The 25,211-nt window shown below is 46.6% G+C and carries 24 protein-coding genes; 9 read left to right on the forward strand and 15 right to left on the reverse strand.

Going from position 1 to position 25,211, the window contains the following annotated elements; all coding sequences use genetic code 11:
- Window positions 1-40 precede the first annotated feature (40 nt).
- From FS628_RS20435 to FS628_RS20445, 3 genes are all read right to left on the reverse strand, one after another.
- Window positions 41-1,414: an ABC transporter substrate-binding protein gene (locus tag FS628_RS20435; RefSeq protein WP_145324860.1), complete on the reverse strand. Its 1,374-nt coding sequence runs from the start codon at window positions 1,412-1,414 to the stop codon at window positions 41-43.
- A gap of 81 nt (window positions 1,415-1,495) precedes the next feature.
- Entirely contained in the window at window positions 1,496-2,365 is an 870-nt protein-coding gene (locus tag FS628_RS20440; RefSeq protein ID WP_145325024.1) for a carbohydrate ABC transporter permease, read from the reverse strand.
- Between the two features lie 35 nt (window positions 2,366-2,400).
- Window positions 2,401-3,276 carry a carbohydrate ABC transporter permease gene (locus tag FS628_RS20445; RefSeq protein ID WP_145324861.1) on the reverse strand — a complete coding sequence of 292 codons (876 nt, stop codon included), beginning with the start codon at window positions 3,274-3,276 and terminating at the stop codon, window positions 2,401-2,403.
- 199 nt (window positions 3,277-3,475) lie between these two features.
- On the opposite strand from FS628_RS20445, the gene FS628_RS20450 reads away from it, so the two are divergent.
- Window positions 3,476-4,051, forward strand: coding sequence for a GbsR/MarR family transcriptional regulator (locus FS628_RS20450; RefSeq protein ID WP_145324862.1), 576 nt, complete (start codon window positions 3,476-3,478; stop codon window positions 4,049-4,051).
- Between the two features lie 125 nt (window positions 4,052-4,176).
- A complete protein-coding gene (locus FS628_RS20455; RefSeq protein WP_145324863.1) occupies window positions 4,177-5,223 on the forward strand; it encodes a CdaR family transcriptional regulator in 1,047 nt (348 codons plus the stop codon).
- Between the two features lie 145 nt (window positions 5,224-5,368).
- On the opposite strand, the gene FS628_RS20460 is transcribed toward FS628_RS20455, so the two are convergent.
- From FS628_RS20460 to FS628_RS20470, 3 genes are all read right to left on the reverse strand, one after another.
- Window positions 5,369-6,535 carry a glycerate kinase gene (locus FS628_RS20460; protein WP_145324864.1) on the reverse strand — a complete coding sequence of 389 codons (1,167 nt, stop codon included), beginning with the start codon at window positions 6,533-6,535 and terminating at the stop codon, window positions 5,369-5,371.
- Window positions 6,536-6,557: 22 nt separating this feature from the next.
- Window positions 6,558-7,853 carry a GntP family permease gene (locus FS628_RS20465; protein ID WP_145324865.1) on the reverse strand — a complete coding sequence of 432 codons (1,296 nt, stop codon included), beginning with the start codon at window positions 7,851-7,853 and terminating at the stop codon, window positions 6,558-6,560.
- Between the two features lie 245 nt (window positions 7,854-8,098).
- The gene (locus FS628_RS20470; protein ID WP_145324866.1) at window positions 8,099-8,653 is read right to left on the reverse strand and encodes a hypothetical protein; all 555 of its coding nucleotides are present in this window, start codon (window positions 8,651-8,653) and stop codon (window positions 8,099-8,101) included.
- Window positions 8,654-8,749: 96 nt separating this feature from the next.
- On the opposite strand from FS628_RS20470, the gene FS628_RS20475 reads away from it, so the two are divergent.
- A complete protein-coding gene (locus tag FS628_RS20475; RefSeq protein WP_076213755.1) occupies window positions 8,750-9,667 on the forward strand; it encodes a phosphatidate cytidylyltransferase in 918 nt (305 codons plus the stop codon).
- Window positions 9,668-9,776: 109 nt separating this feature from the next.
- On the opposite strand, the gene FS628_RS20480 is transcribed toward FS628_RS20475, so the two are convergent.
- Together FS628_RS20480 and FS628_RS20485 are read right to left on the reverse strand one after the other, a co-directional pair.
- Window positions 9,777-10,346 (reverse strand): hypothetical protein, encoded by a 570-nt coding sequence (locus FS628_RS20480; protein WP_145324867.1) that lies wholly within the window; start codon window positions 10,344-10,346, stop codon window positions 9,777-9,779.
- 369 nt (window positions 10,347-10,715) lie between these two features.
- On the reverse strand, window positions 10,716-11,093 hold the full coding sequence (locus FS628_RS20485; RefSeq protein WP_186327900.1) for a LysM peptidoglycan-binding domain-containing protein: 378 nt from the start codon (window positions 11,091-11,093) through the stop codon (window positions 10,716-10,718).
- 309 nt (window positions 11,094-11,402) lie between these two features.
- Between FS628_RS20485 and FS628_RS20490 the strand changes: the two genes are divergently transcribed.
- The 3 genes from FS628_RS20490 (at window position 11,403) to FS628_RS20500 (ending at window position 13,863) form a co-directional block, all read left to right on the forward strand.
- Window positions 11,403-12,458, forward strand: coding sequence for a bifunctional transcriptional activator/DNA repair enzyme AdaA (locus FS628_RS20490; protein ID WP_145324869.1), 1,056 nt, complete (start codon window positions 11,403-11,405; stop codon window positions 12,456-12,458).
- A gap of 65 nt (window positions 12,459-12,523) precedes the next feature.
- Window positions 12,524-13,297 carry an isocitrate lyase/PEP mutase family protein gene (locus tag FS628_RS20495; protein ID WP_145324870.1) on the forward strand — a complete coding sequence of 258 codons (774 nt, stop codon included), beginning with the start codon at window positions 12,524-12,526 and terminating at the stop codon, window positions 13,295-13,297.
- Between the two features lie 50 nt (window positions 13,298-13,347).
- Window positions 13,348-13,863: a hypothetical protein gene (locus FS628_RS20500; protein ID WP_145324871.1), complete on the forward strand. Its 516-nt coding sequence runs from the start codon at window positions 13,348-13,350 to the stop codon at window positions 13,861-13,863.
- A gap of 220 nt (window positions 13,864-14,083) precedes the next feature.
- Here FS628_RS20500 and FS628_RS20505 read toward each other — a convergent pair whose 3' ends face one another.
- From FS628_RS20505 to FS628_RS20535, 7 genes are all read right to left on the reverse strand, one after another.
- Complete coding sequence (locus FS628_RS20505; RefSeq protein ID WP_145324872.1) at window positions 14,084-14,782, reverse strand: hypothetical protein; 699 nt, start codon at window positions 14,780-14,782, stop codon at window positions 14,084-14,086.
- A complete protein-coding gene (locus tag FS628_RS20510) occupies window positions 14,779-15,654 on the reverse strand; it encodes an ATP-binding cassette domain-containing protein (protein WP_145324873.1) in 876 nt (291 codons plus the stop codon). Before FS628_RS20510 ends, FS628_RS20505 begins: the two co-directional genes overlap by 4 nt.
- The gene (locus tag FS628_RS20515; protein ID WP_036611682.1) at window positions 15,651-16,031 is read right to left on the reverse strand and encodes a GntR family transcriptional regulator; all 381 of its coding nucleotides are present in this window, start codon (window positions 16,029-16,031) and stop codon (window positions 15,651-15,653) included. The genes FS628_RS20510 and FS628_RS20515 overlap by 4 nt, the downstream gene beginning before the upstream one ends.
- A 99-nt stretch (window positions 16,032-16,130) precedes the next feature.
- The gene (locus FS628_RS20520) at window positions 16,131-16,301 is read right to left on the reverse strand and encodes an aspartyl-phosphate phosphatase Spo0E family protein (protein ID WP_145324874.1); all 171 of its coding nucleotides are present in this window, start codon (window positions 16,299-16,301) and stop codon (window positions 16,131-16,133) included.
- A gap of 242 nt (window positions 16,302-16,543) precedes the next feature.
- A complete protein-coding gene (locus FS628_RS20525) occupies window positions 16,544-17,926 on the reverse strand; it encodes a helix-turn-helix transcriptional regulator (protein ID WP_145324875.1) in 1,383 nt (460 codons plus the stop codon).
- A 274-nt stretch (window positions 17,927-18,200) separates the two neighbouring features.
- On the reverse strand, window positions 18,201-19,118 hold the full coding sequence (locus tag FS628_RS20530) for an aldo/keto reductase (RefSeq protein ID WP_145324876.1): 918 nt from the start codon (window positions 19,116-19,118) through the stop codon (window positions 18,201-18,203).
- Between the two features lie 147 nt (window positions 19,119-19,265).
- Window positions 19,266-20,156, reverse strand: a complete 891-nt coding sequence (locus tag FS628_RS20535; RefSeq protein ID WP_145325025.1) for a diacylglycerol/lipid kinase family protein — start codon at window positions 20,154-20,156, stop codon at window positions 19,266-19,268.
- A gap of 358 nt (window positions 20,157-20,514) precedes the next feature.
- Here FS628_RS20535 and FS628_RS20540 point away from each other — a divergent pair, with 358 nt between their 5' ends.
- The 3 genes from FS628_RS20540 (at window position 20,515) to FS628_RS20550 (ending at window position 25,146) form a co-directional block, all read left to right on the forward strand.
- Complete coding sequence (locus tag FS628_RS20540) at window positions 20,515-22,032, forward strand: leucine-rich repeat domain-containing protein (RefSeq protein ID WP_186327901.1); 1,518 nt, start codon at window positions 20,515-20,517, stop codon at window positions 22,030-22,032.
- Between the two features lie 286 nt (window positions 22,033-22,318).
- Window positions 22,319-23,659 carry a glycoside hydrolase family 30 protein gene (locus FS628_RS20545; protein WP_145324878.1) on the forward strand — a complete coding sequence of 447 codons (1,341 nt, stop codon included), beginning with the start codon at window positions 22,319-22,321 and terminating at the stop codon, window positions 23,657-23,659.
- Between the two features lie 308 nt (window positions 23,660-23,967).
- Window positions 23,968-25,146: an MFS transporter gene (locus FS628_RS20550; protein ID WP_145324879.1), complete on the forward strand. Its 1,179-nt coding sequence runs from the start codon at window positions 23,968-23,970 to the stop codon at window positions 25,144-25,146.
- Window positions 25,147-25,211 lie beyond the last annotated feature (65 nt).

The raw sequence follows: 25,211 nt of genomic DNA on the forward strand, positions 1-25,211 counted from the left end.
ACCGCCCTTTTCGCGTGAGTCAATTGCCTGTATACGTTTCTTATTTCGTTACACGATCCAGTTCTTTCTGCGCTTTCTCTTTGGCTTCCTTCAGCGCTTGTTCAGCTGGCATATTATTGATCTGCACCTGATCAGCTGCATCCTTCAATGCATCATTGATTTTGCCACCCGTTGGATCCTGGAATGGAGCCGAAGCGTGAGCTGCTTGTTGCAGTGGTACGGTGATCTGTGGATTTTCCTCACTGAATTTCATGAACTCTGGATCTTGTTGAGCCGATTGACGAACTGCAATATATCCGGTGTTCATAGACCATGAAGCTGTGTTCGAAGTCTCAGAGAAATACGTAAGCCACTTGTACGCTGCCTGTTGTTGTTCAGGACTTGCAGCTGACGGAATACCTGCCGAAATGGCACTAGCTACTGGTTTTCCTTCACCAACGCCTTCCCAGCCTGGTTGTTGCATCGCAGCGACTACGCTAAAGTCCAAGTCACCTTGGTCACCACTAGATCCCGTGTAACCCGCTGCTTTATTCTTCATCACATCATCAATCGTTTTGTACCAGTACTCCCAGCCCTGACCTCCATAGTGAATGCCCATAATCTTGTCTTCGTTAATCCATTTACGGAACAAGTCCCATGTCTCGATCCATTCCGGGGAGTCGATCATGACAGTTTTGCCATCGTCGCTAAGAATCTGTCCGCCCTTACCCAGCACGGCATCAATCATATTGTCTCTACCCCACATCGGTTCCCAACCGTAGAAGGTGGTCTTGCCATTCTCTTGCTTGCTCATCTTCGCAGCTGCCTCAGCCAGCTTCTCCCATGTCGTCAGACTCGCTGGATCGATTCCATTCTCCTTGAACGTATCCATGCGGTAATACATGATCTGAGTCGTACCGTACATTGGCAAAAAGTATTGCTTTCCATCCACCTGTCCCTGGTTCAGAAATGTCTGAATGAAATCGTCTTTCTTAAAATTCGGATCAGCGGCAATCATCTCATCCATAGGTGCATAATATCCTTTACGTGCCCAGTCTATATTGGAGCTGAGTACAGCGGCCGGAACCTTCTTGGAAGCAATTGCTGCTTGCAGCTTCTGTTCCGTTTCCGTGTAATCGGCTTGTACAATTCCTTTTACAACGACTTCGTTCTGGGAGGCGTTGAACGCATCAATCGTCTTTTTCATGTTATCGCCCAGATTACCACCCAGACCATACCAGAATTCAATCTCCACCGGATCTTTCGCCTGCGCTTCGGTTCCACTGGCAGCAGCCGTCGTGCCTGATTCTGCGGGTGCTTGTGTTCCACAAGCGGTCAGCAGTGCAAAGCTGGTCGCGAGTACCAGCGACATGCCACCCTTCCAGTTCAACCTCAATCTCTTTTTCCATGTCATGCTTGCCTGACTCCAATTCATTGTCGTTCCTCCCGTTTTAGGTGAAATGTTGGTGTTGACACGGTGCATCTGGATAGATGCCTTTGTACATGGTGATTCATATCAGTTCTTGTTCACACCAGCCGTGATATTCACGCTCTGCATGATCGTCTTCTGGGTGAACAGGAAGAGAATAAGTAGTGGTGCGATGGTGAAGGCACTCGCAGCCATAATCTGTGGCCAAGCCAGTCCATATGCCCCGCCTTCTACAAAGAAGCTGCGCAGACCAGCCGATACCAGCTGCAGGTCAGGGTCTTTGGTGATGAGCATAGGCCAGAAATAGTTGTTGTATTGTTCAATGAACGTAATCAGAACCATCACAGCGAAGCTTGAGTGAACAAGCGGTGTGATAATCGTCCAGAGAATCCGGAAATGAGAGGCACCGTCCAGCTGACCGGCTTCCACCAATTCATGAGATACCTGCATGAACGCCTGACGGATCAGGAAGATCGAGAACACACTGACACAGTTGGATACAATCAAGCCTGTGTAGGAATCCAGCAAGTTAAGTTCACTAAGTACCAGGTAACTAGGCAGATACACAGCTGTACTCGGTATCATATAACCCACGAGAATCAGGGATGTCAGTACACCTTTGAGACGGAATTTCATATGTGTCAGGGCGTACGCCATCATACTGGAGTTGACGATCTGAAATAGACAGATGGCTAACGCCACCCCGGTACTGTTCAGGATGTAACGAGCAAATGGTGCGGCATTCCAGGCATCCACGTAATTGCTCCACAGAAATGTCTCCGGCCAGAAGGTCGGCGGGAATTGCCAGATCTCATCATTGGTTTTGAATCCGCTAATGACCATCCAATAGAAGGGAAAGGCTGTACCCAGCGCGATAATGGCTAACAGAAGGTAGCGGATTATTTTACTTATTTTAAAATTCGTATGCGACACATTCTGCAACTCCTTGCGCTTCATCCGTTTAGACTTTTTGGTAGGTAATGTCATTGTCATTAGTAGTGCACCAGACGTCTGCCCAGCAGGAACGATACTCCCGACAGCAACACGCAGATCAGAATAATCACAACGGCGATGGACGAAGCTTCACCTACATTAAAGGATTCGAATGCAGACTGGTAATACATGTACAGCAACGTTCTTGTTGATCCCGCCGGTCCACCCTGCGTCATGACATTGATCTGGTCATAGGCCTGCAAAGACTGGATTGTAAGAATAATCGAGAGAAAAAACGTCGTTGGTGAGATCAGCGGCAATGTGATACTTCTGAACTTGTCCCAACCGTTTGCCCCATCGATTGAAGCTGCTTCGAGCAGATCGGAAGGTAGATTTCGTAGCGCAACGAGATAAAATACCATCGCCCACCCAATCGACTTCCAGAGCGTGACGATCAGAACGGCAACCAGTGCCCAGTCCGCGTCACGCAACCAGCCAATGGGAGATACACCTACCCAGCCGAGCATCAGATTAGCGAGTCCGACTTCTGGCTCGAAGATCCAGGACCACGCAATGGACACCGCAACTGTCGGTGTGACCCAAGGTGAGAAGAGTAATGTCCGGAAGATGCCCGATGATTTGATTTTGCTATTCATGAGCATCGCAAGTGCCAATCCGCCCACAATGGTTGGGATCACGCTCCCCAGTCCGAATAACAAGGTGACTTTCAGTGACCGATAGAATTCGGAATTCGTCAGCAGATAAGTGTAATTGTCCAACCCAACGAACAGCTTGTCCGGGCTCATGAAATCCCAATCGGTGAAACTGAGATAAACGATATATCCCAGAGGTCCCAGCCAGAAGATCAGCAATGGGATTAGAGCTGGCAGCGTGAATAGGACCGCCTCAGACTCCCTCCATAGTTTTAAACGCAATTCCCCCACTCCTTACTGTCCAAATTTTCTTTAATGATTGGGAAATTTTCGAGTATAATCAGCATTTTTTCTATTCTGTACAAAATTGATTGTACACTCGTATTGAAAAATCTAATTCCGGCTTATGTTAAACTTCGAGCAAGTCATGTAAAATATGAAGAGGCTAGTGGGAACGCTATCATAAACCAGAGGTGACATTGTGGGAAAAGAAACTGCCGGGAACCCGAATCATTCTTCGTTACCCGATCGGCATGCGCTGAGGGAGAGAGTCATTGAGGCTATCGCCAATACGATGGATCTGTATGGAGTTAATCATACGTTTGGCAAATTGTACGGCATCATGTATTTTGAGGATCGACCGATGACACTTGAAGAAATGAAGAATTCAATGAATATGAGTAAGAGCAACATGAGCTACGCGGTTCGTTCGCTTACAGAATCACAGATGATTTATAAACTGGAGGAAAAGAAGGAGCGTCAGGATCAGTATCTGGCTGAGACCGATTTCTATCGTACATTTCAGAACTTCTTCGGTTCCAAGCTGCAACGGGAAGTGGATGTGATGTTAGAAGGCATTCGTGAGGTCATCCCTGACCTGTCGGCAATGATCCTTTCGGAACATACCTCTTCCGAAGATCGAGATGATGCGCTGCGTGATCTGCACAAACTTCAACATGCGGAGCAGTATTATGTGTGGCTCCAAGGATTCGTGGATCAGTTGCGCGACGGTAAATTTTACGGAAATAACACTTTGCAAACTACCGATAAGGAGTAGTTCGAAAGGGATAAACGTACCACTCCTCTATAATTTCGTTCAGATGCACAATATGGATATCGGGTAGAATGATCATCAGAGAAGATGTACATTCTGCATGATGAGGTGGAAGGGGAGGAGCTCCGTTGTTACAGCTTTCGGAAAAACAGGCACAGGATATTGTCGATAAAATGATGCAGGACATTCCATACAACATCAACATTATGAATGAGCATGGCATTATTATTGGAAGCGGGCAGAAGGAACGTGTGGGCACGATTCATCAGGGAGCTGTCCGCGCGTTGACGACAGGAAGCAGAATTGAAGTCTGGCAGGATGGCACACTTGAGAAAATGGGCACCAATGAGCCGATTATAATCAATCAGCAGCATGTCGGAGTCATTGGCATATCCGGTCATCCGGATGAAGTTCGGCCATTCTGCAACATCGTGCGCACCACCGTATCCCTCCTGATCGAACAGCGTAATCAATTGGAAAGTATGGCCCATGAAGCTTCACGTAAAAAAGCCTTTATCGAACGACTGTTGAAGCAGCCCGGTTCCTACTCACAAAAGGTCAAAAAAGAAGCTCTGCAATACCGTATTGATCTGCAATTGCCAACCGTTCTTCTATATATCCGTTTTCCCAGGATATCGATGGAGGCGGACACTGAGATCAACCGAATATTGCTCCAGGTTCCTTCATTCTCTGTTGAAGGTGATGGAGATACGCAGATCATCCTCATTCAGAATGAAGCAGACTTGGATCCAATGATCCAGCGTTTGAGTCAGTTTACACCCGAAGCATTCATCGCGATCAGCCAAAAAGAAGCGAATATCGCCACCGGTTATGGACAGGCCCGGTCTGTGATGAACATCCTGTTGGCACTTCAGCCAGCTTCACCGATCATCCGGTATGAAGATGTGCCTTTCCTGGTGCGATTCAGCGCGGCTGATCTAACACCGTATGCCAACATCGTCAGCAAACTTGAAGATACAGCTGATCTGCTGGACACACTACGCAGCTTCATCCATCATAACGGCAGTATGAGCACGACAGCAGATCATCTCAATATTCACCGCAATACGCTTCAATATCGGCTCAAACGCATACAGACCCTTACCGGCAAAGACCCTCGCAACTGGCTGGAGCTCATCGAGCTTACCCATGGACTACTCGCGTTCTATCAGTAGGGTTAGAACAACTTCGAAAATGGCAAAAGACGAGAAACAGATCACCTGATTTCAGGCATATCCATATCCCGTCTTTTTTCACATCGCATTCCGATACAATCCCGTACGATCTCGTACGATCTCGTACGCTCCGATTCTCACTGACTTAAGATATCAGACCCAGTTTCAGCACTCTTGCAATATTCTCCGTTGTTCGCTCCACATTCTCCGGGCCTTCTCGCAATAGTCTCTCCAGATCTGATGCCCCAGGCACAATACCAAATATGGCATCAATGCCTTCCGCGTACAGGGTGTCGATTCCTTCGCCCACACAGCCTGCAATAGCAATCACAGGTTTACCTGCTTCCTTCGCTGCCCGAGCAACGCCATAGGGGGTCTTGCCAAATTTCGTTTGGTAGTCGATACCGCCTTCCCCCGTAAATACCACATCCGCAGCAATCAACTTTTCACGCAACCCGGTATATTCAATGACAATTTCAATTCCTTTACGTAATACCGCCTGTGTAAAAATCAAAAGTCCCGCACCCAAACCGCCAGCTGCACCGGCACCCGGCACATCACGGATATCTTTGTGGAGCTGCTGTTTCACCACATCTGCATAATGGGACAGGTTCGCATCCAGCTGCTCAACCATCTCTGGGGTGGCCCCTTTCTGTGGTCCAAACACCCTCGATGCGCCATGCTCCCCAGAGAGTGGATTAGTCACATCACAGGCCACAATGAACTCCACTTCCTGCAAACGCTCATCCAGACCGGTTACATCAATCTGAGTCAGTTGATCCAAAGCCCCGCCCCCACGCGCAAGCGGATGACCCTCTGCATCCAGAAACTTGGCGCCAAGCGCTTCAGCCATGCCAGCACCACCATCATTGGTCGCACTGCCACCAATGCCGATGATGATTTTGCGTATGCCCAGATCCAAACACGCTCGAATCAACTCACCCGTCCCATAGGTTGTTGTACGCAGTGGGTCCCGAGTTTCCTTGGTAACCAGATGTATACCACTGGCGGATGCCATCTCAATGGCTGCCGTTGTTCCATCACCCAGAATGCCATACTGGGCAGTGACTGTCTGGCCCAATGGCCCGCTTACCTTTTGCTGGTGAAGGACACCACCGGAAGCATCCACAAGGGACTGCACAGTCCCTTCGCCCCCATCCGCCATAGGTACATGAATATATCCTGCGGTCGGGTATATTTTCCGCAATCCTTTTTCCATCGCGATACATACTTCTTTGGCTGTCATGCTTTCCTTGAACGAATCCGGTGCCAACACAAAAGTCTGCTCTTTAGTCTTTCCAGCTTCTCTCATCGCTCTCACTCCATCCATTAGATTAAAGGATAAATCCGTACAGTAACGTCGCTACGATAGCCATCGTGCCACCCACAATCGCTTCATATGGAATAACGCCCATCCGCTGACGAATCGTCATCTTCATGCTATCTGCCGACACGTGGAAGTAATTGCCCTGTGGTAGAGAATCGATAACGGTCGCCCCAGTGTGTACCATCACGGCAGCTGCCAGCGGCGCTGTGCCCATGTTCAGGATGGCATCACCGAATGAGCCTGTTGCCAGAATAACTCCCGTCGACGTCGAAGCCGTTGCTGCCGCCATCAGAATACCCGCAATTGGTGCGAGGAAGGTACCGGATATTCCGGATGCCTCAATCAGACCAACCACCTGACCTGACAGATCTGAAGCAGAGATGAGTCCTGCGATTCCTCCTGCACCTACCAGAATGAGTACGGTTGCTGTCATTTTATTTAATCCTGCGGTTGAATATTGCACGATGTTTCTGCCTTGTCCCATCGCCAGCATACCGATAATTCCTGCAATCGGCAGGATATACATCGCATCCACTTTGAACGCGGACAATGCTTCGATGCCCGCAATAGAGCCAATGGGATTGATCATTAACAGAATGATCGCAACCAATGGGGCAACAATGGCTTTGCCCAGTGGAGGATATTGAGATGTATCTACTTCCCCCTGATCTGCTTCCTGATCGGTAACCATCACACCCTTGTTTTTGAGCATTGAAGCTACGATAACGGTTACAATTAATCCGCAGATGGCAGGAATGACTCCAGCCAACATGACGTTGCTCAGATCCAGGTCGAACCCTCGCGCTGCTGCAATCGTATTGGGATTCGGGGAGATAATATTCCCCGCCTTACCACCACCCGATAAGGCCAGCAGCAGGGCCAATTTGGATATGCCCATTTTATTACCTACAGATAATGCAATCGGTGCAACGATCAGCACGGCTACAGGGATGAACACTCCAACAGCGGTAATAATCATCGTGGCCAGTGCGAGCGCCAGAATGGCCTTGCTTCCACCAAATTTTCGTACAATAGCTTGGGCTATCGTCTCCGCTGCTCCCGATTCCATCATCACACCTGCAAGCACCCCGGCTGCCAGTACGCGAAGTACGGTTCCCATGACACTTTGTGTGCCATCCACCAGTATATTTACGGTCTCTTCCAGGTTCGCTCCACCAATTAAAGCGCCTACAATCGCACCCAGAAATAAAGAATAGACCGGATTCAACTTCCTCAAAATCAAAATAATCGCAATAGCCAGTCCTGCCAACGCGCCAATCCAGCTAATTGTTAATGCTTCCATTGTCAATTGCCCCCCATGCACTTGTTGAACACGCTTTCATTATAGATGCTGGAGGCTAGAATAAATATTGATGAAAGGACGAAATTCATTGTGCATATGCACAACAAGAAGGGCGAAGGTTGATTTCGGCCGATCATCACCATCATCATCGTTCATATGAAGCACACAAACAGCCTGTTGCCTCGTAATCCTTAGCAGCAGGCTGTTTCATGGTTGGCATTGGGGTTGTTGGATTCTTTCCTACCCTACTCCTTCTCTCCGTTTCCAAGTGTATACTCGCTTAGCTTTCCTTCATAGACCAGCTGCAATCGTTCACTCTGACGAAAATCATCCGGTGTCACCAGGGCTGGCAGCTTGTTCCACAGCTTGATACCCGAACGCTGTAGAATCTCAGCCACGAATTGAGAGCAGAAGTAGGAGTTGCTGAACTCCACCGGCTCCTTGAGCGTAATGCCGATCACCCCCAGCAGATTGTACATATATTTCTGGCGGCTGCGAATGAAGATATGCAGCACGCGTTTCATCTTTTCCACTTCACGATCCGTCACCTGAAGCTCATAGATCACACATGTTGTGTTGGGATACTTGCTGTATGTACCTGTCTGAATATCTTCCTTCACAAACCCGCCGTTCAGCGGATTGCTCGGATGCTTGCGACCGAAGCTGTATAGTTCGGATAATTCTTTGTCAAATGAGATCGATGCGTGATTATATGGCGCTCTGGTGTAACTCTGAATGACCTTGGTAAACAGTGTTCCTGTATTCGTAAGCAAGATATAGATCGAGCGTTCATCTGTCATAACAAAATTTCCCCTTATCAAGTTGGCACTATTCCTTCATAATAACATAGGTACCCTATAATGGAATCTTACTTTGAATAAGCAGGTGATCGGTACGTGAGCAGTTCATTATTTACACTAACGCTAATCTTCACAGCTTTACTGGTGATACATATCGTGTACAAAATTATTGCAAAGCTTCAGCCAAGCAAAGACTATTCAGGCATCGGCCAAAAAATCAAAACCTGGTGGGGCATGTTCGTAATCTTCTGCCTCGCAACCCTCTTCAACCCCATTGTATCGCTGATTTCCCTCATGGTGCTCGCATTCTTCTCACTCAAAGAATACTTCTCCATGATTCGCAGTACACGCAAAGCCGACCGCAGGCTGTTCCTATGGGCGTATCTGGCGATTCCGGTTCAGTTTTACTGGATCTACATTGGATGGTATGGCATGTTTATCGTGTTTATTCCACTATATGTATTCCTTGTGCTGCCCTTGCCACGCCTGATTAACAAAGGCACGGTCGGTTTCCTGCGCAGTGTCAGCTCCACACAATGGGGACTGATGCTGATGGTGTTCGGGCTGAGTCACCTTGCCTATTTCCCGTTCGCCACACCGGAGTACGGCTCCAAGCTGGTACTGTTCCTCGTCGTGTTAACACAACTTAATGACGTGGTGCACTATCTGGTCTCTCTCTATCTGGGCAAACGAAAAGTGGTGCCTACCGCCAATCCTTTTGTCACCTGGGAAGGGTTCGCCTGTGCATTCATTGTAACGACAGCAACGTCGTATTTCATCCATCCCTACCTGACGCCATTTGATTGGAAGTTCTCGCTGTTCATCGGGGTGCTGATCAGTTTGGCCGGATTCTTCGGGAGTCTAACGGTGTCTGTACTGAAGCGCGACCTGTTAATTGGGGATGACAACAAGTTCGATTCGCTCAAAAAAAGCTACCTGAGCCGGGTCGACAGCCTGACCTACACCTCTCCGGTAATGTTCCACGTGGTCCGTTATTTCTTTGACTTTATGTAGCAACAGATGGGCGATATTGAATGATAAATGATGGATGTCAAAAAAAGCAGCCACTTGGGCTGCTTTTCCTGTTCAACAGGCTCCAGATGGAGCTTGAATGATAGGGCTGCTACTTCAACTTAATTTCTTTCTCGGACATAAGCATGTTACCCTCATCATTGGTGAAGACAAACGTGGCTTTACCGCGCTCGCCCTTCATCTCATCCGAATAGATAAATCCGGAGAATTGCCCGTTCCCGCTAAAATAAAAGCCTTCTTCACCAGTTTCACCATGTTCAATGGCTTCCTGTAGCGAATTCACAATCGTCACCGTGTTAGACGTCCATCGCATCTCTGTTAGGGCATAGCCTTTCGGAACCTGTTTAATTCCAAAATCAAAGCTGTTGCCCTTCATCGGTTTGTCCGACTGGTCGATGACGATATCAATCTGCTCAGACGTCTCAGTGGATTCGGATTGAGCCGTAGGCTTACCTTCTTCGCCACTCGCATTGTCTTGGTTATTGTCTTTCTTCGCATCCGAATTCGGAACAGAGGTATTTCCTGCTTCCTCTATGGGCTGCTTCGATTCCGGATAGGCATGTTCCTGAACCGATTCACCACTAGTGCCACAGGCACTGACTAATAACGAAATACATAGCACAGACATGCACAGTGCAGATTTCTTTATATTGATGTTCATTATCCCGTTCTCCCTTCATCCATCTACAGCACATATATCTATATCAGTTGAACTAATCATTTACACGATAACGGAGAGGACAGAAAAGACCTGAAAAAGCGAAGCGTTCGCCTTTATCCCCGGATTTTCCCCTTCGGAAAAGGGAATCAAAAAATCTGGGGATAACAGCGATTGGAAGGTTATTCTGTCATCGTAGTGTCAGTGTAAATATTCTTTAGTTCAACTTATATAGCACACTACTTACTAATCACTACACCATATCGTCCCTCATGAAGCTCCATTATATGTAAATGACTAATAAATTCAGTATGCTGTCGCACCTCGATGAATCTGAAAGGAACTTGTGAATGACGTATTATGCAGATTATCCTATCGATCAAACCCTGGCAAAACTAACACTTGGCCAATCCGAATGGCGTTATGCTCAAGTTCGTTCACTTTCTTGATTGCTTCTACATACACACGAGTGTCCATCTGCTGAGGTTTATGCGCCAGAGAAATGCTCCACAGCGTATCTCCCTGCGATACGACCATCTGATCACCCGATAACCATTGCTCATCGCCGGCAAATGCAGTGAATACAGCACTGCACCCTATGACTATAATTAGAGCTATGATGACCAACTTCATTAGCCAAGTTGGCATCTTCACACGCTGTATGATTAGCTTTTTAACATACATCGTGCGAGATTCCGACGTTTTTGCATAAACGGGTTCATAAATACTTTTGTACGTAGAATATCTCATTCCAGTCAGCCTCCAAACTTTCGTTCCGATCATCTTCAATTCCATGCTTACCTATGTATTTTTCATATAACAATGAACGTTCAATAATCATCTTATTTCGGAAATAGGCATCCGTGCCTAAGTCGCTCTACTCTGATAGGTCTATACTACCAGTTCACTCTAAACAAATTCTGAACAAAACGAATTTCATTGCTGCATCAGATTCAATCCATCCAATATTCATGCCTGATTTTCGGCGATGCTTGCTGCAATATTTTTCTATAATAAGTTAATGATTAAGATTCTACTGAGGTAAGGACGTGCTTCTCCATGATTTCTGCTGATCTGAAGGAACAATATTATGAGGCACTTGTGGCCAAGAATTCGGAATACGAGGGTTTATTCTATGTCGGAGTCCGAACCACAGGTGTATTCTGTCGCCCCACATGCCCTGCGCGAAAACCTAAATTCGAAAACTGTGAATTCTATGAGACGGCTCAGCAGGCTCTTCTGGCTTCCTATCGCCCTTGCCAGCGTTGCCGCCCGCTATCTCACCCTAACCAAGTATCAGATGTTGTTCGCATATTGGTGGAAGCTGTAGAGAAACAGCCGGAGAAGCGCTGGAAAGAACAGGACTTCAAGGCACTCTCTATTGATGAATCCACAGCTCGACGTCAGTTCAAAAAGCGATTCGGCATGACCTTTGTTGAGTATGCTCGCGCTCGACGCATGGGACTTGCCCTGAAAAATATTCGCTCCGGTCGCACCGTTATTGATAGCCAATTATCTACCGGATATGAATCAAGCAGCGGCTTCCGCGATGCCTTTTCACGGATCATGGGTGCCGCCCCTACACAAGTCGATGAAGGACATGTCCTGAAAGCGTCCTGGATTGACACCCGCCTCGGCCCGATGATGGCCATTGCTGATGAGGAGGCGCTATATTTACTGGAATTTGTGGACCGCAGAGGTCTGGAACGCGAAGTTGAGCGTCTGCGCAAACGAACCAAATCAGCGATTGTGCCCGGCACTACAGCTCCCATCCAGTCCATTGAGCGTGAACTAAACGAGTACTTTCAAGGTATTCGGACAGCATTCGACACACCGTTGTTCTGTTTAGGAACACCATTCCAAAGACAGGTATGGGATGAGCTCATAGCCATTCCGGCAGGGGAAACGAGGTCATATCAGGATATAGCGAATGCACTGGGGAAACCGACGGCTTGTCGAGCTGTGGCACAGGCGAATGGGGCCAATCAACTAGCGATTGTGATTCCATGTCACCGTGTAATCAATGCCAGTGGTGAACTGGGCGGATACGGCGGAGGGTTAACGCGCAAGAACTGGCTTTTGAATCACGAGAAACAGGAACAGGCAGCTGAATAATGGAATGAAGTATGCAACAGATGTTTAAAGGAATGCATGTATATGACAAAGGAGAGTTAAGATATATGAGTACGCTAGAAAAAAAAGCAGCGATGTTTCAACAATACCATGTAAAAGGAAAACCACTTGTTCTGGTCAATGTGTGGGATGCTGGAAGTGCACAAGCCATGCAGTCGGTTGGAGCAACAGCGATTGCAACAGGTAGCTGGTCTGTAGCCGCTGCCCACGGCGAATCCGATGGTGAAGTGCTGCCATTCCAGCTGGTATTGGCTAATCTGGCACGAATTACATCGAGTGTGGAGTTACCTGTAACGATCGATATAGAGGGAGGGTATGGGAGGTCTGCGTCAGAAGTGAAGGAAAATGTCCTGCAAGTCATCGAGCATGGTGCTGTGGGGATTAATATGGAAGATCAACTTCCAGATGAGGTAGGACTGTACGCTGTAGAGGAGCAATGCCTGAGACTATCCGCCGCCCGAGAAGCTGCGGTGCAGGCAGGCATTCCACTGTTCATTAATGCTCGTACAGATATTTTCCTGCAACTTGCGCCAGAACACCATAACCAATCCCAGCTAGAGGAAGCGCTCATCCGTTCCAGATCTTATACAGAGGCAGGAGCCAGCGGTCTGTTCGTACCAGGCTTACAGGATCACCAACTGATTCAGGAATTATGTGAGCGTTCCCCCCTTCCAATCAACGTTATGGTTACCTCTCCTGAGCCTTCACCAGCCCAACTTGCTGCACTCGGTGTAGCTCGCGTAAGCTATGGACCCTATCCTTATCTGCAAGCCATGGAACACCTGAAAGAGCTGGGGCGAAGTATTTTAACGGGAAATTAACTGGATGGCGTGTTATAATCACCTCTATTGAACATTTACAGGAGGCACATATGCTTAACGTTGAACAAAAGCTTGAAGTGCTACAATCGTATCCCCAACTGCAACGCAAAGATGTTTCTCTCGGGCGTGTTAACTTCCACTTCGAAGAAAGTGCGTATGAGAAAAAGATTGTTGCTCTGCATATTCACCCTAACGGTAACGGTTATATCTATGCGGGTCTACTGCCTAACTATGAGACCGATGCTAAAGGATTCATCAATATTCGTGATTACTCCGAAGCAGATCTGCGTACATTGTTAGATGAAACGATCAAAGCGATGTCTCACAATCCCAACGCAGTTGAATTCAAAGAGCCAGAACAAGTAAAAGTTGCTCCTACATTGGCTACAACCTCTACGGGTGGCGGAACGTGGATCGATGAAGATGGACATACGCTGACTTTAAAATATGAAGATGACATGTGGTATGTGTATTCCGGTGTTAATCTGGATATGGCTTTCGAAACGCGTAGCGAAGCTGGCGAGTATCTCAAAGACGAAGGGTTCAAGCCACAAGCTCAGGCTTAACACATACAGATTCATTTTGGATACACAAAGATTCACCAAGATGATACCAAAAACACGAGGCGAATTTGCACTCGTGTTTCTTTGATTCCATGGAGTTTCGCTTAGATTCCTTGCCTATATAAGTTGAACTAAAGATTTTCACACTGACACTACGATGACAGAACAGCCTTCCAATCGCTATTATCCCCAGACTTTTTCGATTCCCTTTCTCATTATTCTATTAATCTTTACTGGATTTCATTGTAAGCGGAGCGTTCTTCATCATGGGATAGGTAGACAGGAGTAGCACACCACCAAAGGCCCCAAGAACAGTAAACAGGCTCATCGTGTTTACACTCATAATCCAATTCAACCACTTTCCAAGATCTGCGAAAACAAATATCAGTGTAACGATCAGACCCACCCCAAAGAACATAATGAAGAAGTTACGCATCCCCAAGCGCTTCCAGCAGACCGTTGGGAAGGCGGAGAATCCCAGTACGAGAAAGCCACACATCAGATCAATCCACAGGTAAGAGAAGAAATGATATTCGCTTGAATACAACATGCCAGGTTGATATAAGGTAACGTCAACAATCCCTTTGTCCTGAATCAGATGTATGATGAAATAGATCACATGCAAAATGGCCATGGTGCCTGCAACCATCCATATCGAGTTCATATAGAAGGACTTCATGAATTGAATTCGGGTACTGCCCATACCGATCGCAACCGGAAACTGTGTAATGATTCCCGCGATCGCAAACGCACATATGCCGCCGTACATTGGACCAAACAGTTGTGTGGAATACGTGACGTCAAATGCGAGTCCAATGGCCAAATATACGACAGTGAGCATCAGAGCAATGGATGAGAAGATAATCAAATACAAACGCATATCCTCACGGATCAGTCGGTTGGTGCCTTTGATTGAATTCATGGCCTAACCCCCTCTTGATTACGGGTCATGTTAACCAAGTAATCCTGTAATGTCGCCTTCTCAATGGAAAGCCCTTGTGTATGAGCGATGTCCTTCCACTTCTTCGAGTAGGGCTCATCAATCATCACTTTCAATGTCGATCCCAACTGGGAAGAGTCGATGACCTTAACATCTGTTGTAACACGATTAACATCTTCAATTAACCCTGTTAGAAGAATTCCTTTTTCGCGCATCTCTTCCATCGGCTGATTCATTAACACCTCTCCGGCCTGCAAAACGATAAGGGACTCGCATAAAGGCTGAATCTCCTCAATATGATGGCTGGATACCAGAATCAGACGCGGGTTATCTTCATAACTTTCCAGTAGGGCATTGTAGAAGAATTTGCGCTTCTCGGCATCAAGTCCATTGGTTGGCTCATCCAGGATCGTTACATTTGCATTACTGGCGAGACCCAATATAATCTGGGCAGCTGTTTTCATACCTTTCGAAAATTTAGCGATCTTTTTCTTCGCCGGTAATTCGAACATATCGATTAACTGCTCCGCAAAGGTTTGATTCCACTGCGGATAGAAATATTGACCCAATTGAACCATATCATTAATCGTCCAGTTTTTCCCCAGTGGATGGTTCTCCTGGATGTAGCATAGATGCTCTTGAGCTGCCAGATTATTGTAAGGGTCCTGGCCCATAATCCGAATAGTCCCACTATCCGGGCGATTATGTCCTGCGAGTAAACTCATCAGTGTTGTTTTACCCGCACCATTTCTTCCCCAGATCGCACTAATGATCGGCTCGCTCTCATGTAGCGTGACCTGGTTCAGAACAGGCGTCTTTTGATAACTGTAGTTGACCTGCTCCATATGAATCATAACTCACTCTCCTTATCCTTCTTGCCTCGAATCAGATCAATGATCATGTCTTCATTCATGTGGATTCGTCTGGCTTCTTCAAGTAAAGGCTTGATGTATTCTTCATAAAAATCCTGCTTCCGTTCAACGAGCAATGCTTCTCTTGCTCCCTTCGCAACAAACATTCCAACACCTCGCTGTTTGTATATAATCCCCTTGTCCACGAGCTCCTGCAGTCCTTTACGGGCTGTAGCCGGATTGATATTGTAAAAGCGTGACAGTTCATTGGTTGAGGGAACCTGTTCTTCCACCTTCAATCTGCCCTCCACAATATCATCCATAATCATCGTGGCAATCTGATGAAAAATAGGCTGAGATTCATCCAAAGTCGATTTCATGTGCTTCCAACTTTCATACGTATTCATTAGTCAGTTAGTCGGTTAGTTACTCATGTAACTAACTATAGTATACAAAAACGCAAATGTAAATAGGCGGACTTAATTTATCACCTTTCCTACCTTGGATCTGTTGTATTGATTAATTAGACCGTCCAGGACTACGGATTGCCGGATTACTTCCGGATGAAGCAGACTGCCGTACTCCATATGCATGCGATATAACAACTGTCTGGCATCTTCGATCCGTGATATCAAATCCAGGCGATCCATAGTACCCCTCCTTTTTGTCATATTTTAGTGTATTATGCCAATCAAAAGAACAGGTGAGATACGACATACTTTTTTTTCCACTTGGATATACAAAAAAACACCTCTGAAGTGAAATTCAGAAGCGTCCATTGGTCCAGGCTTATGTCCCTAAACCATGATCATTCGTTCGGTTAATTGAAGGGTCTGGATTCTCCACAGTCGGGACAGGTCCAGTAACAGGAGCTACAATGCTCACCACTATACTACATGTAACTATCAGCAAAGTCAGCTTTCTCTTCATTGAGTTTCTGCACCTCACCAATCAAGATTTTGTACTGCTGTATAGCTGTGTCAGATGCATATTCCCTATATTGCTCAAACAGTCCGACACCTCTAAGCATACCTCGTCCATCGCTAATTTCAATAGAAAATCTCAAGCTATTCAGGACAAAATCTAATCCCTCCGCAAACCTGTCTTTTTTAAGACAATACGTGCCTAATCCAGCTAAAAGACGAACGTATCGATCATCGGTTACCTGCTTGCTTACTTTCCCAATTCGATTTCTCTGTTCCTGATAAGTAAAGTAAGACTCATATTGATCGAGTACATGGTCTATGTTCATATCATAACGGTTAGCCGCCGTTACAATATCACAAAGCGCTGGGAATATCTCATTTTCCTTCGTTGAGATATACGCGAGGTAGTCAGGTAATACTTCAAACTGCCCAGCCATTAATTGATATATATAACGATTACCCTCAGCCCATTCCTGAAACTGATGAATAACTACCTGTTCCTCAGGTTCAGGTTCTTTCACCCAACTGTAATCCGTGTACAACGCAACATACTTTAATGCCATTTCATAGTTGTTCATGTGGAAGTGGGCACTTCCACACGCTAAATATGCATACATAATATAAAAAACGATAGGTCGTTTGGTCTCTTCCTGTTTCCGTCTGCCATTCATCTCATAATGGATGGCTGCTTTCACCTTCAGCTTTTCAGATAGTTCCTGAACTTTGCTCCATCTGTGAAGTGATGCAAATGCATTAATCAGTTCGTTAAGCGCATCCAATTGATAGCGCTCGTCCAGCCGATCCACATAGTATTCGAACCGGGCCGCGATAATCAGATTCCGTTGCTGATCATTGGTCAGTCCCAACCGGAACAGTCGATACTGACAGAGTGCAAGCCGTTCGGAATGTTGCATTTTTTCGCTTTCAGCGATGTTCTCATATAGTAGAATGGCTGGTTTGAATTTACCTGCATGGTAGAATTCTTCAGCCACATCAAATAACAAAGGAATATAGGACAGATTATCCATCATCAGACGAATAACCTCTTCAATGCAGTCTAACTTGTCCAACTCGGCACAGCGATGAAGGAACGGGCCAAGTCTTCTCCAGTCAGGGGTTGCGTGTACGAAACACTCATCTATGTATAATTCATAGAAGTAACCTTCTTCCAGCCTCATGGCGGAAGTGATGCGATCCAACTGCTGCATGGCAATAGGCCGATTTTTGTTCAAAATATTGCTCAGCGTACCCGAATTAATCCCTGACTTTTCCGAAAAATGACTAATGGACATCTGTTCACTCTTCAAATAACTTTCCAAGTGATCGCGTATCGTGGTTGTCGGCTCCAAACGAACACCACCCTCCAAAATAAAAAACCATAAACAGGATTATCGGTATGCAAAAGTAATTATATGTAATTAGAAAGTAGCGGTCAATATAATAAATTCAACTAATTTGTAATAAAACCATTTTAATCCTTTAATTAAAACAAAGGTCTCTACCCTTATTTTATATCGGAAATGCGTCCGGCATCAAACCTGAAAACAGACAAAAAACACGAGCCAGCGACGGGCTCGTGTTCTCAACTGACTCAGCAGTCAGTATGCTCATCATAACTTGAATTTAAGGCAGTATATTGCCTGCTGCACGGTAAATTTCATACCACTCTGGACGCGTGAGATGAACATCTCCTGCTTTTACACAATCTTGCAGACGTTCAATATTCATCGTGCCTGTCACAGGCTGCATATGCGCAGGGTGACGAAGCAACCATGCAATCGCAATTGTCGTATTGCTCACGTCATACTTCGCAGCGATCTCGTCGATCTTCGCATTCAATTCCGGGAACTTATCGCTTCCCAGGAAGACACCCTCGAAGAATCCGTACTGGAACGGAGACCAAGGTTGAATGGTGATATCATGCAGACGACAATAATCCAGGATACTGCCGTCACGGTTAACCGCAGCGTCGTTCTCCATGTTCACGTTGATTCCACTGTCAATCATCGTAGTATTGGTAATACTCATCTGCAACTGGTTGGCTACCAGTGGCTGTTTTACGTATTTTTTCAACAATTCGATCTGGTTCGGATTCTGGTTGGATACCCCGAAGTGACGCACTTTGCCTTCGCGCTCCAGTTGATCAAAGGCTTCAGCCACTTCCTCCGGCTCGACCAAAGCATCTGGACGGTGCAGCAGCAGAACGTCAAGATAGTCCGTCTTCAGACGTTGCAGGATACCATCCACCGAATTCAGGATGTGCTCTTTGGAGAAATCAAACATGCCTTTGCGGATGCCGCATTTGGATTGAAGAATCATATTTTCACGAACTTGGGGATTCATCTGTACCGCGTCGGCAAAGATCTCCTCACATGTTCCTGTACCGTAAATGTCAGCATGGTCAAAGAAATTCGCGCCAACCTCCATCGCAGAACGAACAAAATGTTCGGCTTCCTTGCCATCTAATGAATTAATCCGCATGCAGCCTACGGCGACTACGGGTACTTCAAGTGTGCTGTTGCCCAATTTCATGGTTCTCAAGATGTTTTCCCTCCATATTCGAATATTATCGTGTATCTTACTTTTGATTTTGACACAAATCTGCAATCGGTTTCAATAGATTTATCCTACATTCATATGGAGAAATGATAGGTTCTGAGTCCCCGCCTGTAAATAAACAGAAGTGAGTTATACTTCTTCCGGTACAATGACCTCAATATGTCGTGGCAGGACACGGATATGAATCGGCAGGGCAGGACCTTCCTCCCCATCTACATTTGTGCGAATGGTTTCGGCTGAGCGAACATGAACTTCTTTTGCCGTAAAATAGTCCACATCCTTATGGTCTTTCAGACTACCAAATAACAGGGAAGTGCCCAGGGTCAGGCTGTTGAACACACTGATATTACGAACAACAAAGCAATGTATCAGACCATCGTCCACCTCAGCATCCGGGGACAACTTCTCGAATCCCCCAACCGAATTGGTGAGTGCCGCCAGAAAAAGAGGCGCTTCCCCCTCCCAGATCTGGCCATCATATTCGATGGTTAATGGATTGGCTGGTGTATGCACCAGGTCTTTCAAGCCTTCTTTCAGATATGCGAATGAACCCAGCTTCGACTTCTCTTCCGAGGATACGGAGAACAGGGCTTCCGCCAAAGAACCTGCAGCCACAGTGTTGGCAAACAGGCGATCATTGATTTTCCCCAGATCCACGATATGGGTCTGATCCGAACGTAACTGCCTAATGGCTTCTTCGGGGTCAAGCGAGATATTCAGCGCACGTGCAAAATCATTCACCGTTCCTAGCGGTACGACGCCCAGTCGGGGACGATGATCCTGATCCATCATGCCGTTAATCGTCTCATGCAGCGTACCATCCCCACCAATAGAGATGACCAGATCACAGCCGTCTTTGCAGGCACTCAGGCAGTAGTTCGTGGCATCACCTTCCCCGGCTGTCTCGTTAACTACCACCTCATACTGCTGTGACTCCAGAATCTCTCTGACTTGGGACACATACTGCTGGGCCTCTTCCTTACCTGACGATGGATTACTAATGATCATGGCTTGGCGCATACTCACATCTTCCCCTCCAAATTGGCATCTTTACTTCATCTATACCCGTTTCAAGGGTGGGTTGAATAGGGTCTGCGGGAGATGTTCCATTTTTTTTGATAAACATGTCTCTGAAGAGTGCAGAGCAGGGTTTGTTTCATATAGAATAGAAGTATAGGAATACCCATTACTAATTTTTTGTTCCTTTTTCCCGTTGACGGGTTAATAACTATAGATGTGATTGTATTCCAACGTGCAAAAGTTAAACTGATCCAGTTACACATAGCACTCCGAGGGCAGAACAACCCTACGATTACTACTGTTCGGAGTATTTTATAATTTTATATTTTAAGAATCGGAATCGGAGGGAATGCATGCAATGAAAAGAATGACGCTATTATTTCTAGTATTCATCCTGAGTCTCGGTGCATCAGGGCAAGCCATGGCTTACACAACTACAGACTTGGGCGAGGGAATCATTGAAGATCCCGTACTGGAGGACGGACTGAAGCTAATCCTGAACAAACCTCTGGATGTTCCACTGACTTCAACTGATCTAGAGCAGCTTGAGGTGGTGGATCTGAGCAATGCAGGTATTCACAGCCTGTCCGGTCTGGAGTATGCCACCAATCTGACTCACCTCCGATTATACGGTAATGAGATTGAGGATCTGACACCGCTGGAGCACCTGACCAAGCTTCGGGAGATCGATGTTCGCAACAATTACATTACATCCATACACGCACTAGCCGAATTGAAAGACTTGGGACGGCTGTATATCAGCAATAACTCCATTTCTTCCATAGAGGTTGTACGCGGATTCACCCGATTACATACATTCCACGCCAGTGGGAACCAGATTGCCAGTCTTGAAGCACTTTCGGATGCGGATGAACTGAATTGGCTTGAGATCTCGAACAATATCATCAGTGATCTAACGCCACTCGTCGATAAAACCCAGCTCCAACAACTCAATGTAGCAAACAACCAGGTTCAGACGCTGGACGTGCTGGCTGAACTGCCAAATACGCTGCGGAATCTGAATGTGGCAGGCAATCTCATCACGGATCTGACACCATTAGAACACATGACACGGCTACGTACACTCGATATCTCCGGTAACCAGGTACAGCACCTCAAGGGGCTTGAGGGACTGACTGGGCTTACAGAGTTGAATGCAGAATCTAACCAGATCTATGATCTGGAACCTCTACGGCAGCTTTCCAACCTGGATGTATTAAAATTGTCCAACAACCGGGTGTGGGATCTGACACCGATTGCAGGTTTTACATTTACCCGTGATCAGTCCGCGACAAATGCCATTCAGGATATCTCGGCGTCCACCTCATTATCCTCCGGTATTCAGACGTCCACCTCAGAGGTTGAGCCTGCCGGACTCACGGTGCAGAACAACTACCTGGATGTCGTGAGTGGCAGTTATACAATGCAGCTTCTGAATCAGATGAATGTGCGGGAGCAGAAACGAACGCCGCAGGGCAGCTTCCAGCGTCTGATCGAGGGATCTACCACTGCCTATGTAGGTGATCGCGCTTATGCATTGGAGGCTGCACCTTTTATTGATGAAGGCCGGACCTATGTGCCTCTGCGTTTTGTCTCGGAGCAGTTAAACGCCAGTGTGAACTGGAACAGCGGTACGCGCGAAGCCGTGATCACACAAAATGATAAGACCATTCGCTGGAGCGTGGGCAACAAGCAAGTTGTCGTGAACGATAGGCTTGCGATCAATGATGCTCCTCTCTTGATGAAAAATGGCAAAGCATTTGTACCGGTGCGCTTCATCTCGGAGCAATTCAATACGACGGTTGCGTATATCGGAAGCAGCAAAACGATTCTGATCTTCGAAAATAAACCACTTGCTGAACGTACAGAGCCTTGAGTCGTATCTCAAACTCATTTCCAGCCATAAGAGTTACAGCGAAAGTCCCTGTCTGAACCATCGGCAGGGATTTTTGTTGTGTTATCACATTGGATAATGGTATATGGACAGAGTCATGTACAAGAAAATACAGCATATCAACTGTCTGTACGGACTTAATCTAGTGACATTCCATCTTGGATTAGGGTAAATTTCACACGGTTTAGCATATCTTCTTTTGCAGCGGGAGTTGTTATACTGAACGTAATTTATATGACAGCTAAGGTTCAAACGAGGAGGAATTTACATGACATTCACGTTCAGCGGCTATTCCACAACCCAAGACAGCCCGTGGAAAGAGTTATCTTTGGTACCGACAAATGAAAACGCTAACTTAAAACTCACAGGGGAGCAGCACCAGCTTGTCGAAGGGTTTGGTGGTTGTTTCAACGAGCTTGGTTATATGGCTCTATCCCACTTAAATGAGGAGCAGCGCCGCGAGGTATTCCACTCTCTCTTCCATCCGGATGGCGAGCATAAGTTTAACATCTGTCGCCTGCCGATTGGCGCAAGTGATTATGCAGAGCAGTGGTATAGTCACAACGAGGTGGACGGCGACGTGGCCATGGAACATTTTTCGATCGAACGTGATTTCAAATATCTGATTCCTTACATCAAGGAAGCTCTGAGTTATAACCCGAATCTGCACTTCTTCGCCTCCCCATGGAGTCCGCCAACATGGATGAAGTCGCCCAAAGCCTATAACTATGGCACACTGCGCTGGGAGAAAGACATTCTGGATGCGTATGCTCTTTATTTTGTAAAATTCGTACAGGCTTACCGTGACGCAGGCATTACCATCCATCAGGTGCATGTGCAGAACGAAGTGATTGCAGATCAGAAATTCCCTTCTTGCATGTGGACAGGCGAGCAGCTTCGTGAGTTCATTGCCGATTATCTGGGCCCGGCTTTTGACAAGCACGGTCTGGATACAGAAATCTGGCTCGGAACGATCAATGCCCCTGATCCATGGGAGGAATTAATCAAGAAGAAAACAAACGACTTCGACGAGTACGCCGGGCTGGTGCTAAGTGATCCGAAGGCCTATTCCTACATCAAAGGTGTTGGATATCAGTGGGCAGGCAAAAATGCCATTCAACGTACCGCGGCAAGCTATCCGGAGCTTCGTTATATGCAGACCGAGAACGAATGCGGCGATGGCAACAACTCATGGAATTACGCCAAATATGTATATAACCTCTACCAACATTACTTCAGCAACGGAGTGAACGCGTATATCTACTGGAACATGGTTCTGGAACCCAAAGGCCGTAGCACGTGGGGCTGGGAGCAGAACTCCATGATTACGGTAGATCCGGATACGACGGAGGTTACTCGGAACCCCGAGTATTATGTGATGAAGCACTTCGCGCATCATATTGTTCCTGGTGCTCGAAGAGTCGGCTTGTCTGGCGCCTGGAGCGGTAAATCCGTTGCTTTCCGCAACCCGGACAACAGTCTCATCGTTGTCATTAATAATCCATTCAAGGGCAGCCGCGACTTGTATCTAACCCTTGAAGAAGGACAGACTCTTCGCATTGAGTTGGAAGCTGATTCGTTCAACAGCATGGTTATTCAACCGAAATAACAACTTAACACATCTTTAAAAACATAGACATCAATAGCGTCAGGCTCAGGATTTTCCGGGCTGGCGCTATTTTTCATGGGCCATTCAATGCTATTGTCACTATTATTGAAATACTGTAGAACACAAGGCGAAGACGACTTAAAGATAAGACATTTCACCTTTTATATTTACAAATCTATAAATCTAGATATAATGTAATCCAGAGAACCTACTCTCATGTCCATCACATATAGGAGGAAAGGCAGTCCCATTTTAGCATATTATATCTACCTTTCTGTATATTTAAATTTATTGGAGGTACGCTCTACATGAAATCACAACAGGTCAACCCACTCCTTATTTTGATTCTGGCGCTAGGTGTATTCGGGATCATTACAACGGAAATGGGAATCGTCGGCGTATTGCCTCAGGTCGCGTATAAATTCGGTATCTCGACTGCACAGGCAGGTTGGCTGGTCAGTATTTTCGCGCTGGTCGTAGCCATTGCGGGCCCTTTTCTCACCTTACTGGCGTCCGGGATCAATCGCAAAATCATCCTTTTAGCTGCTGTGCTGATGTTTGCCATCTCGAACGTCGTATATGCCTACGCTACAACATTTGATACCATGTTTATCTTTCGAATGATTCCCGCGCTGTTCCATCCCGTCTTCTTCTCCGTAGCCCTGGTCACCAGTGCTCAACTCGTTCCAGCAGAGAAAAGCAGTCAAGCTGTTGCCAAAGTCTTTACCGGGGTTACCGCAGGCTTTGCCTTTGGCGTGCCGCTGACATCGTATCTTGCTGAACGCCTATCCCTCGAAATCGCCTTCCTGTTTGGAGCGATGGTTAGTGTGGTCGCTTTGATCGGCATATGGATCTGGTTACCCTCGATGCCCGTCAAGGAAAAGATGTCCTATGGCAAGCAACTCGGTATTCTGCGCAAACCTGGATTATGGTTGAATGTTGCCGCAGTCATTTTTATATTCGCCGCCATGTTCTCCGTGTACAGCTATTTCGCCGAGTATCTTGGGCAGGTTACCCAAATGAGCGGATCATGGATCAGTGTTATGCTCACCGTCTTCGGTGTCGTCATGATTATTGGAAATTTGGCGTTTGGACAGTTTCTGCGCAAGAGCGTGGTCCGTACTGTTCTCCTGTTCCCCCTGCTATACATAGCAGCTTATGCACTCGTCTATTGGGCCGGTCCCCACTTCATGTGGATGATTATTGTAGTCATCATCTGGGCATCCATTCATTCGGGCGGATTGATTGTAAGCCAAACCTGGTTAACCACTGAAGCGCAGGACGCGCCTGAATTCGGCAACAGCTTGTATGTATCCTTTTCCAACCTCGGTATTACCTTGGGTACTGCCATCGGCGGATGGTTTATCGCAAACCTGGGGATACATCAACTGATCTGGAGCGGGATAATATTTGCACTCATCGCTTTTGTATTGATATGGATTAAAGTCAAATGCTTCACTACACCAGGAATTGCGAAAAACAATTGAAACAAAGCATCCACACACAAGTAGCACCATGTCCCCATACTCATCAAGAGGAACATGGCGCTATT

The sequence above is a fragment of the Paenibacillus xylanexedens genome, from assembly GCF_007676705.1.
Taxonomy (GTDB): Bacteria; Bacillota; Bacilli; order Paenibacillales; family Paenibacillaceae; genus Paenibacillus; species Paenibacillus xylanexedens_C.

Excerpts from the sequence above, each read along its gene's own strand:
- FS628_RS20435 (WP_145324860.1), bottom strand. The coding sequence starts at position 1,414 with ATGAATTGGAGTCAGGCAAGCATGACATGGAAAAAGAGATTGAGGTTG.
- FS628_RS20440 (WP_145325024.1), bottom strand. The coding sequence starts at position 2,365 with ATGAAGCGCAAGGAGTTGCAGAATGTGTCGCATACGAATTTTAAAATA.
- FS628_RS20460 (WP_145324864.1), bottom strand. The coding sequence starts at position 6,535 with ATGAGAGAAGCTGGAAAGACTAAAGAGCAGACTTTTGTGTTGGCACCG.
- FS628_RS20465 (WP_145324865.1), bottom strand. The coding sequence starts at position 7,853 with ATGGAAGCATTAACAATTAGCTGGATTGGCGCGTTGGCAGGACTGGCT.
- FS628_RS20470 (WP_145324866.1), bottom strand. The coding sequence starts at position 8,653 with ATGACAGATGAACGCTCGATCTATATCTTGCTTACGAATACAGGAACA.
- FS628_RS20480 (WP_145324867.1), bottom strand. The coding sequence starts at position 10,346 with ATGAACATCAATATAAAGAAATCTGCACTGTGCATGTCTGTGCTATGT.
- FS628_RS20485 (WP_186327900.1), bottom strand. The coding sequence starts at position 11,093 with ATGAGATATTCTACGTACAAAAGTATTTATGAACCCGTTTATGCAAAA.
- FS628_RS20490 (WP_145324869.1), top strand. The coding sequence starts at position 11,403 with ATGATTTCTGCTGATCTGAAGGAACAATATTATGAGGCACTTGTGGCC.
- FS628_RS20495 (WP_145324870.1), top strand. The coding sequence starts at position 12,524 with ATGAGTACGCTAGAAAAAAAAGCAGCGATGTTTCAACAATACCATGTA.
- FS628_RS20500 (WP_145324871.1), top strand. The coding sequence starts at position 13,348 with ATGCTTAACGTTGAACAAAAGCTTGAAGTGCTACAATCGTATCCCCAA.
- FS628_RS20505 (WP_145324872.1), bottom strand. The coding sequence starts at position 14,782 with ATGAATTCAATCAAAGGCACCAACCGACTGATCCGTGAGGATATGCGT.
- FS628_RS20510 (WP_145324873.1), bottom strand. The coding sequence starts at position 15,654 with ATGATTCATATGGAGCAGGTCAACTACAGTTATCAAAAGACGCCTGTT.
- FS628_RS20515 (WP_036611682.1), bottom strand. The coding sequence starts at position 16,031 with ATGAAATCGACTTTGGATGAATCTCAGCCTATTTTTCATCAGATTGCC.
- FS628_RS20520 (WP_145324874.1), bottom strand. The coding sequence starts at position 16,301 with ATGGATCGCCTGGATTTGATATCACGGATCGAAGATGCCAGACAGTTG.
- FS628_RS20535 (WP_145325025.1), bottom strand. The coding sequence starts at position 20,156 with ATGCGCCAAGCCATGATCATTAGTAATCCATCGTCAGGTAAGGAAGAG.
- FS628_RS20540 (WP_186327901.1), top strand. The coding sequence starts at position 20,515 with ATGAAAAGAATGACGCTATTATTTCTAGTATTCATCCTGAGTCTCGGT.
- FS628_RS20545 (WP_145324878.1), top strand. The coding sequence starts at position 22,319 with ATGACATTCACGTTCAGCGGCTATTCCACAACCCAAGACAGCCCGTGG.
- FS628_RS20550 (WP_145324879.1), top strand. The coding sequence starts at position 23,968 with ATGAAATCACAACAGGTCAACCCACTCCTTATTTTGATTCTGGCGCTA.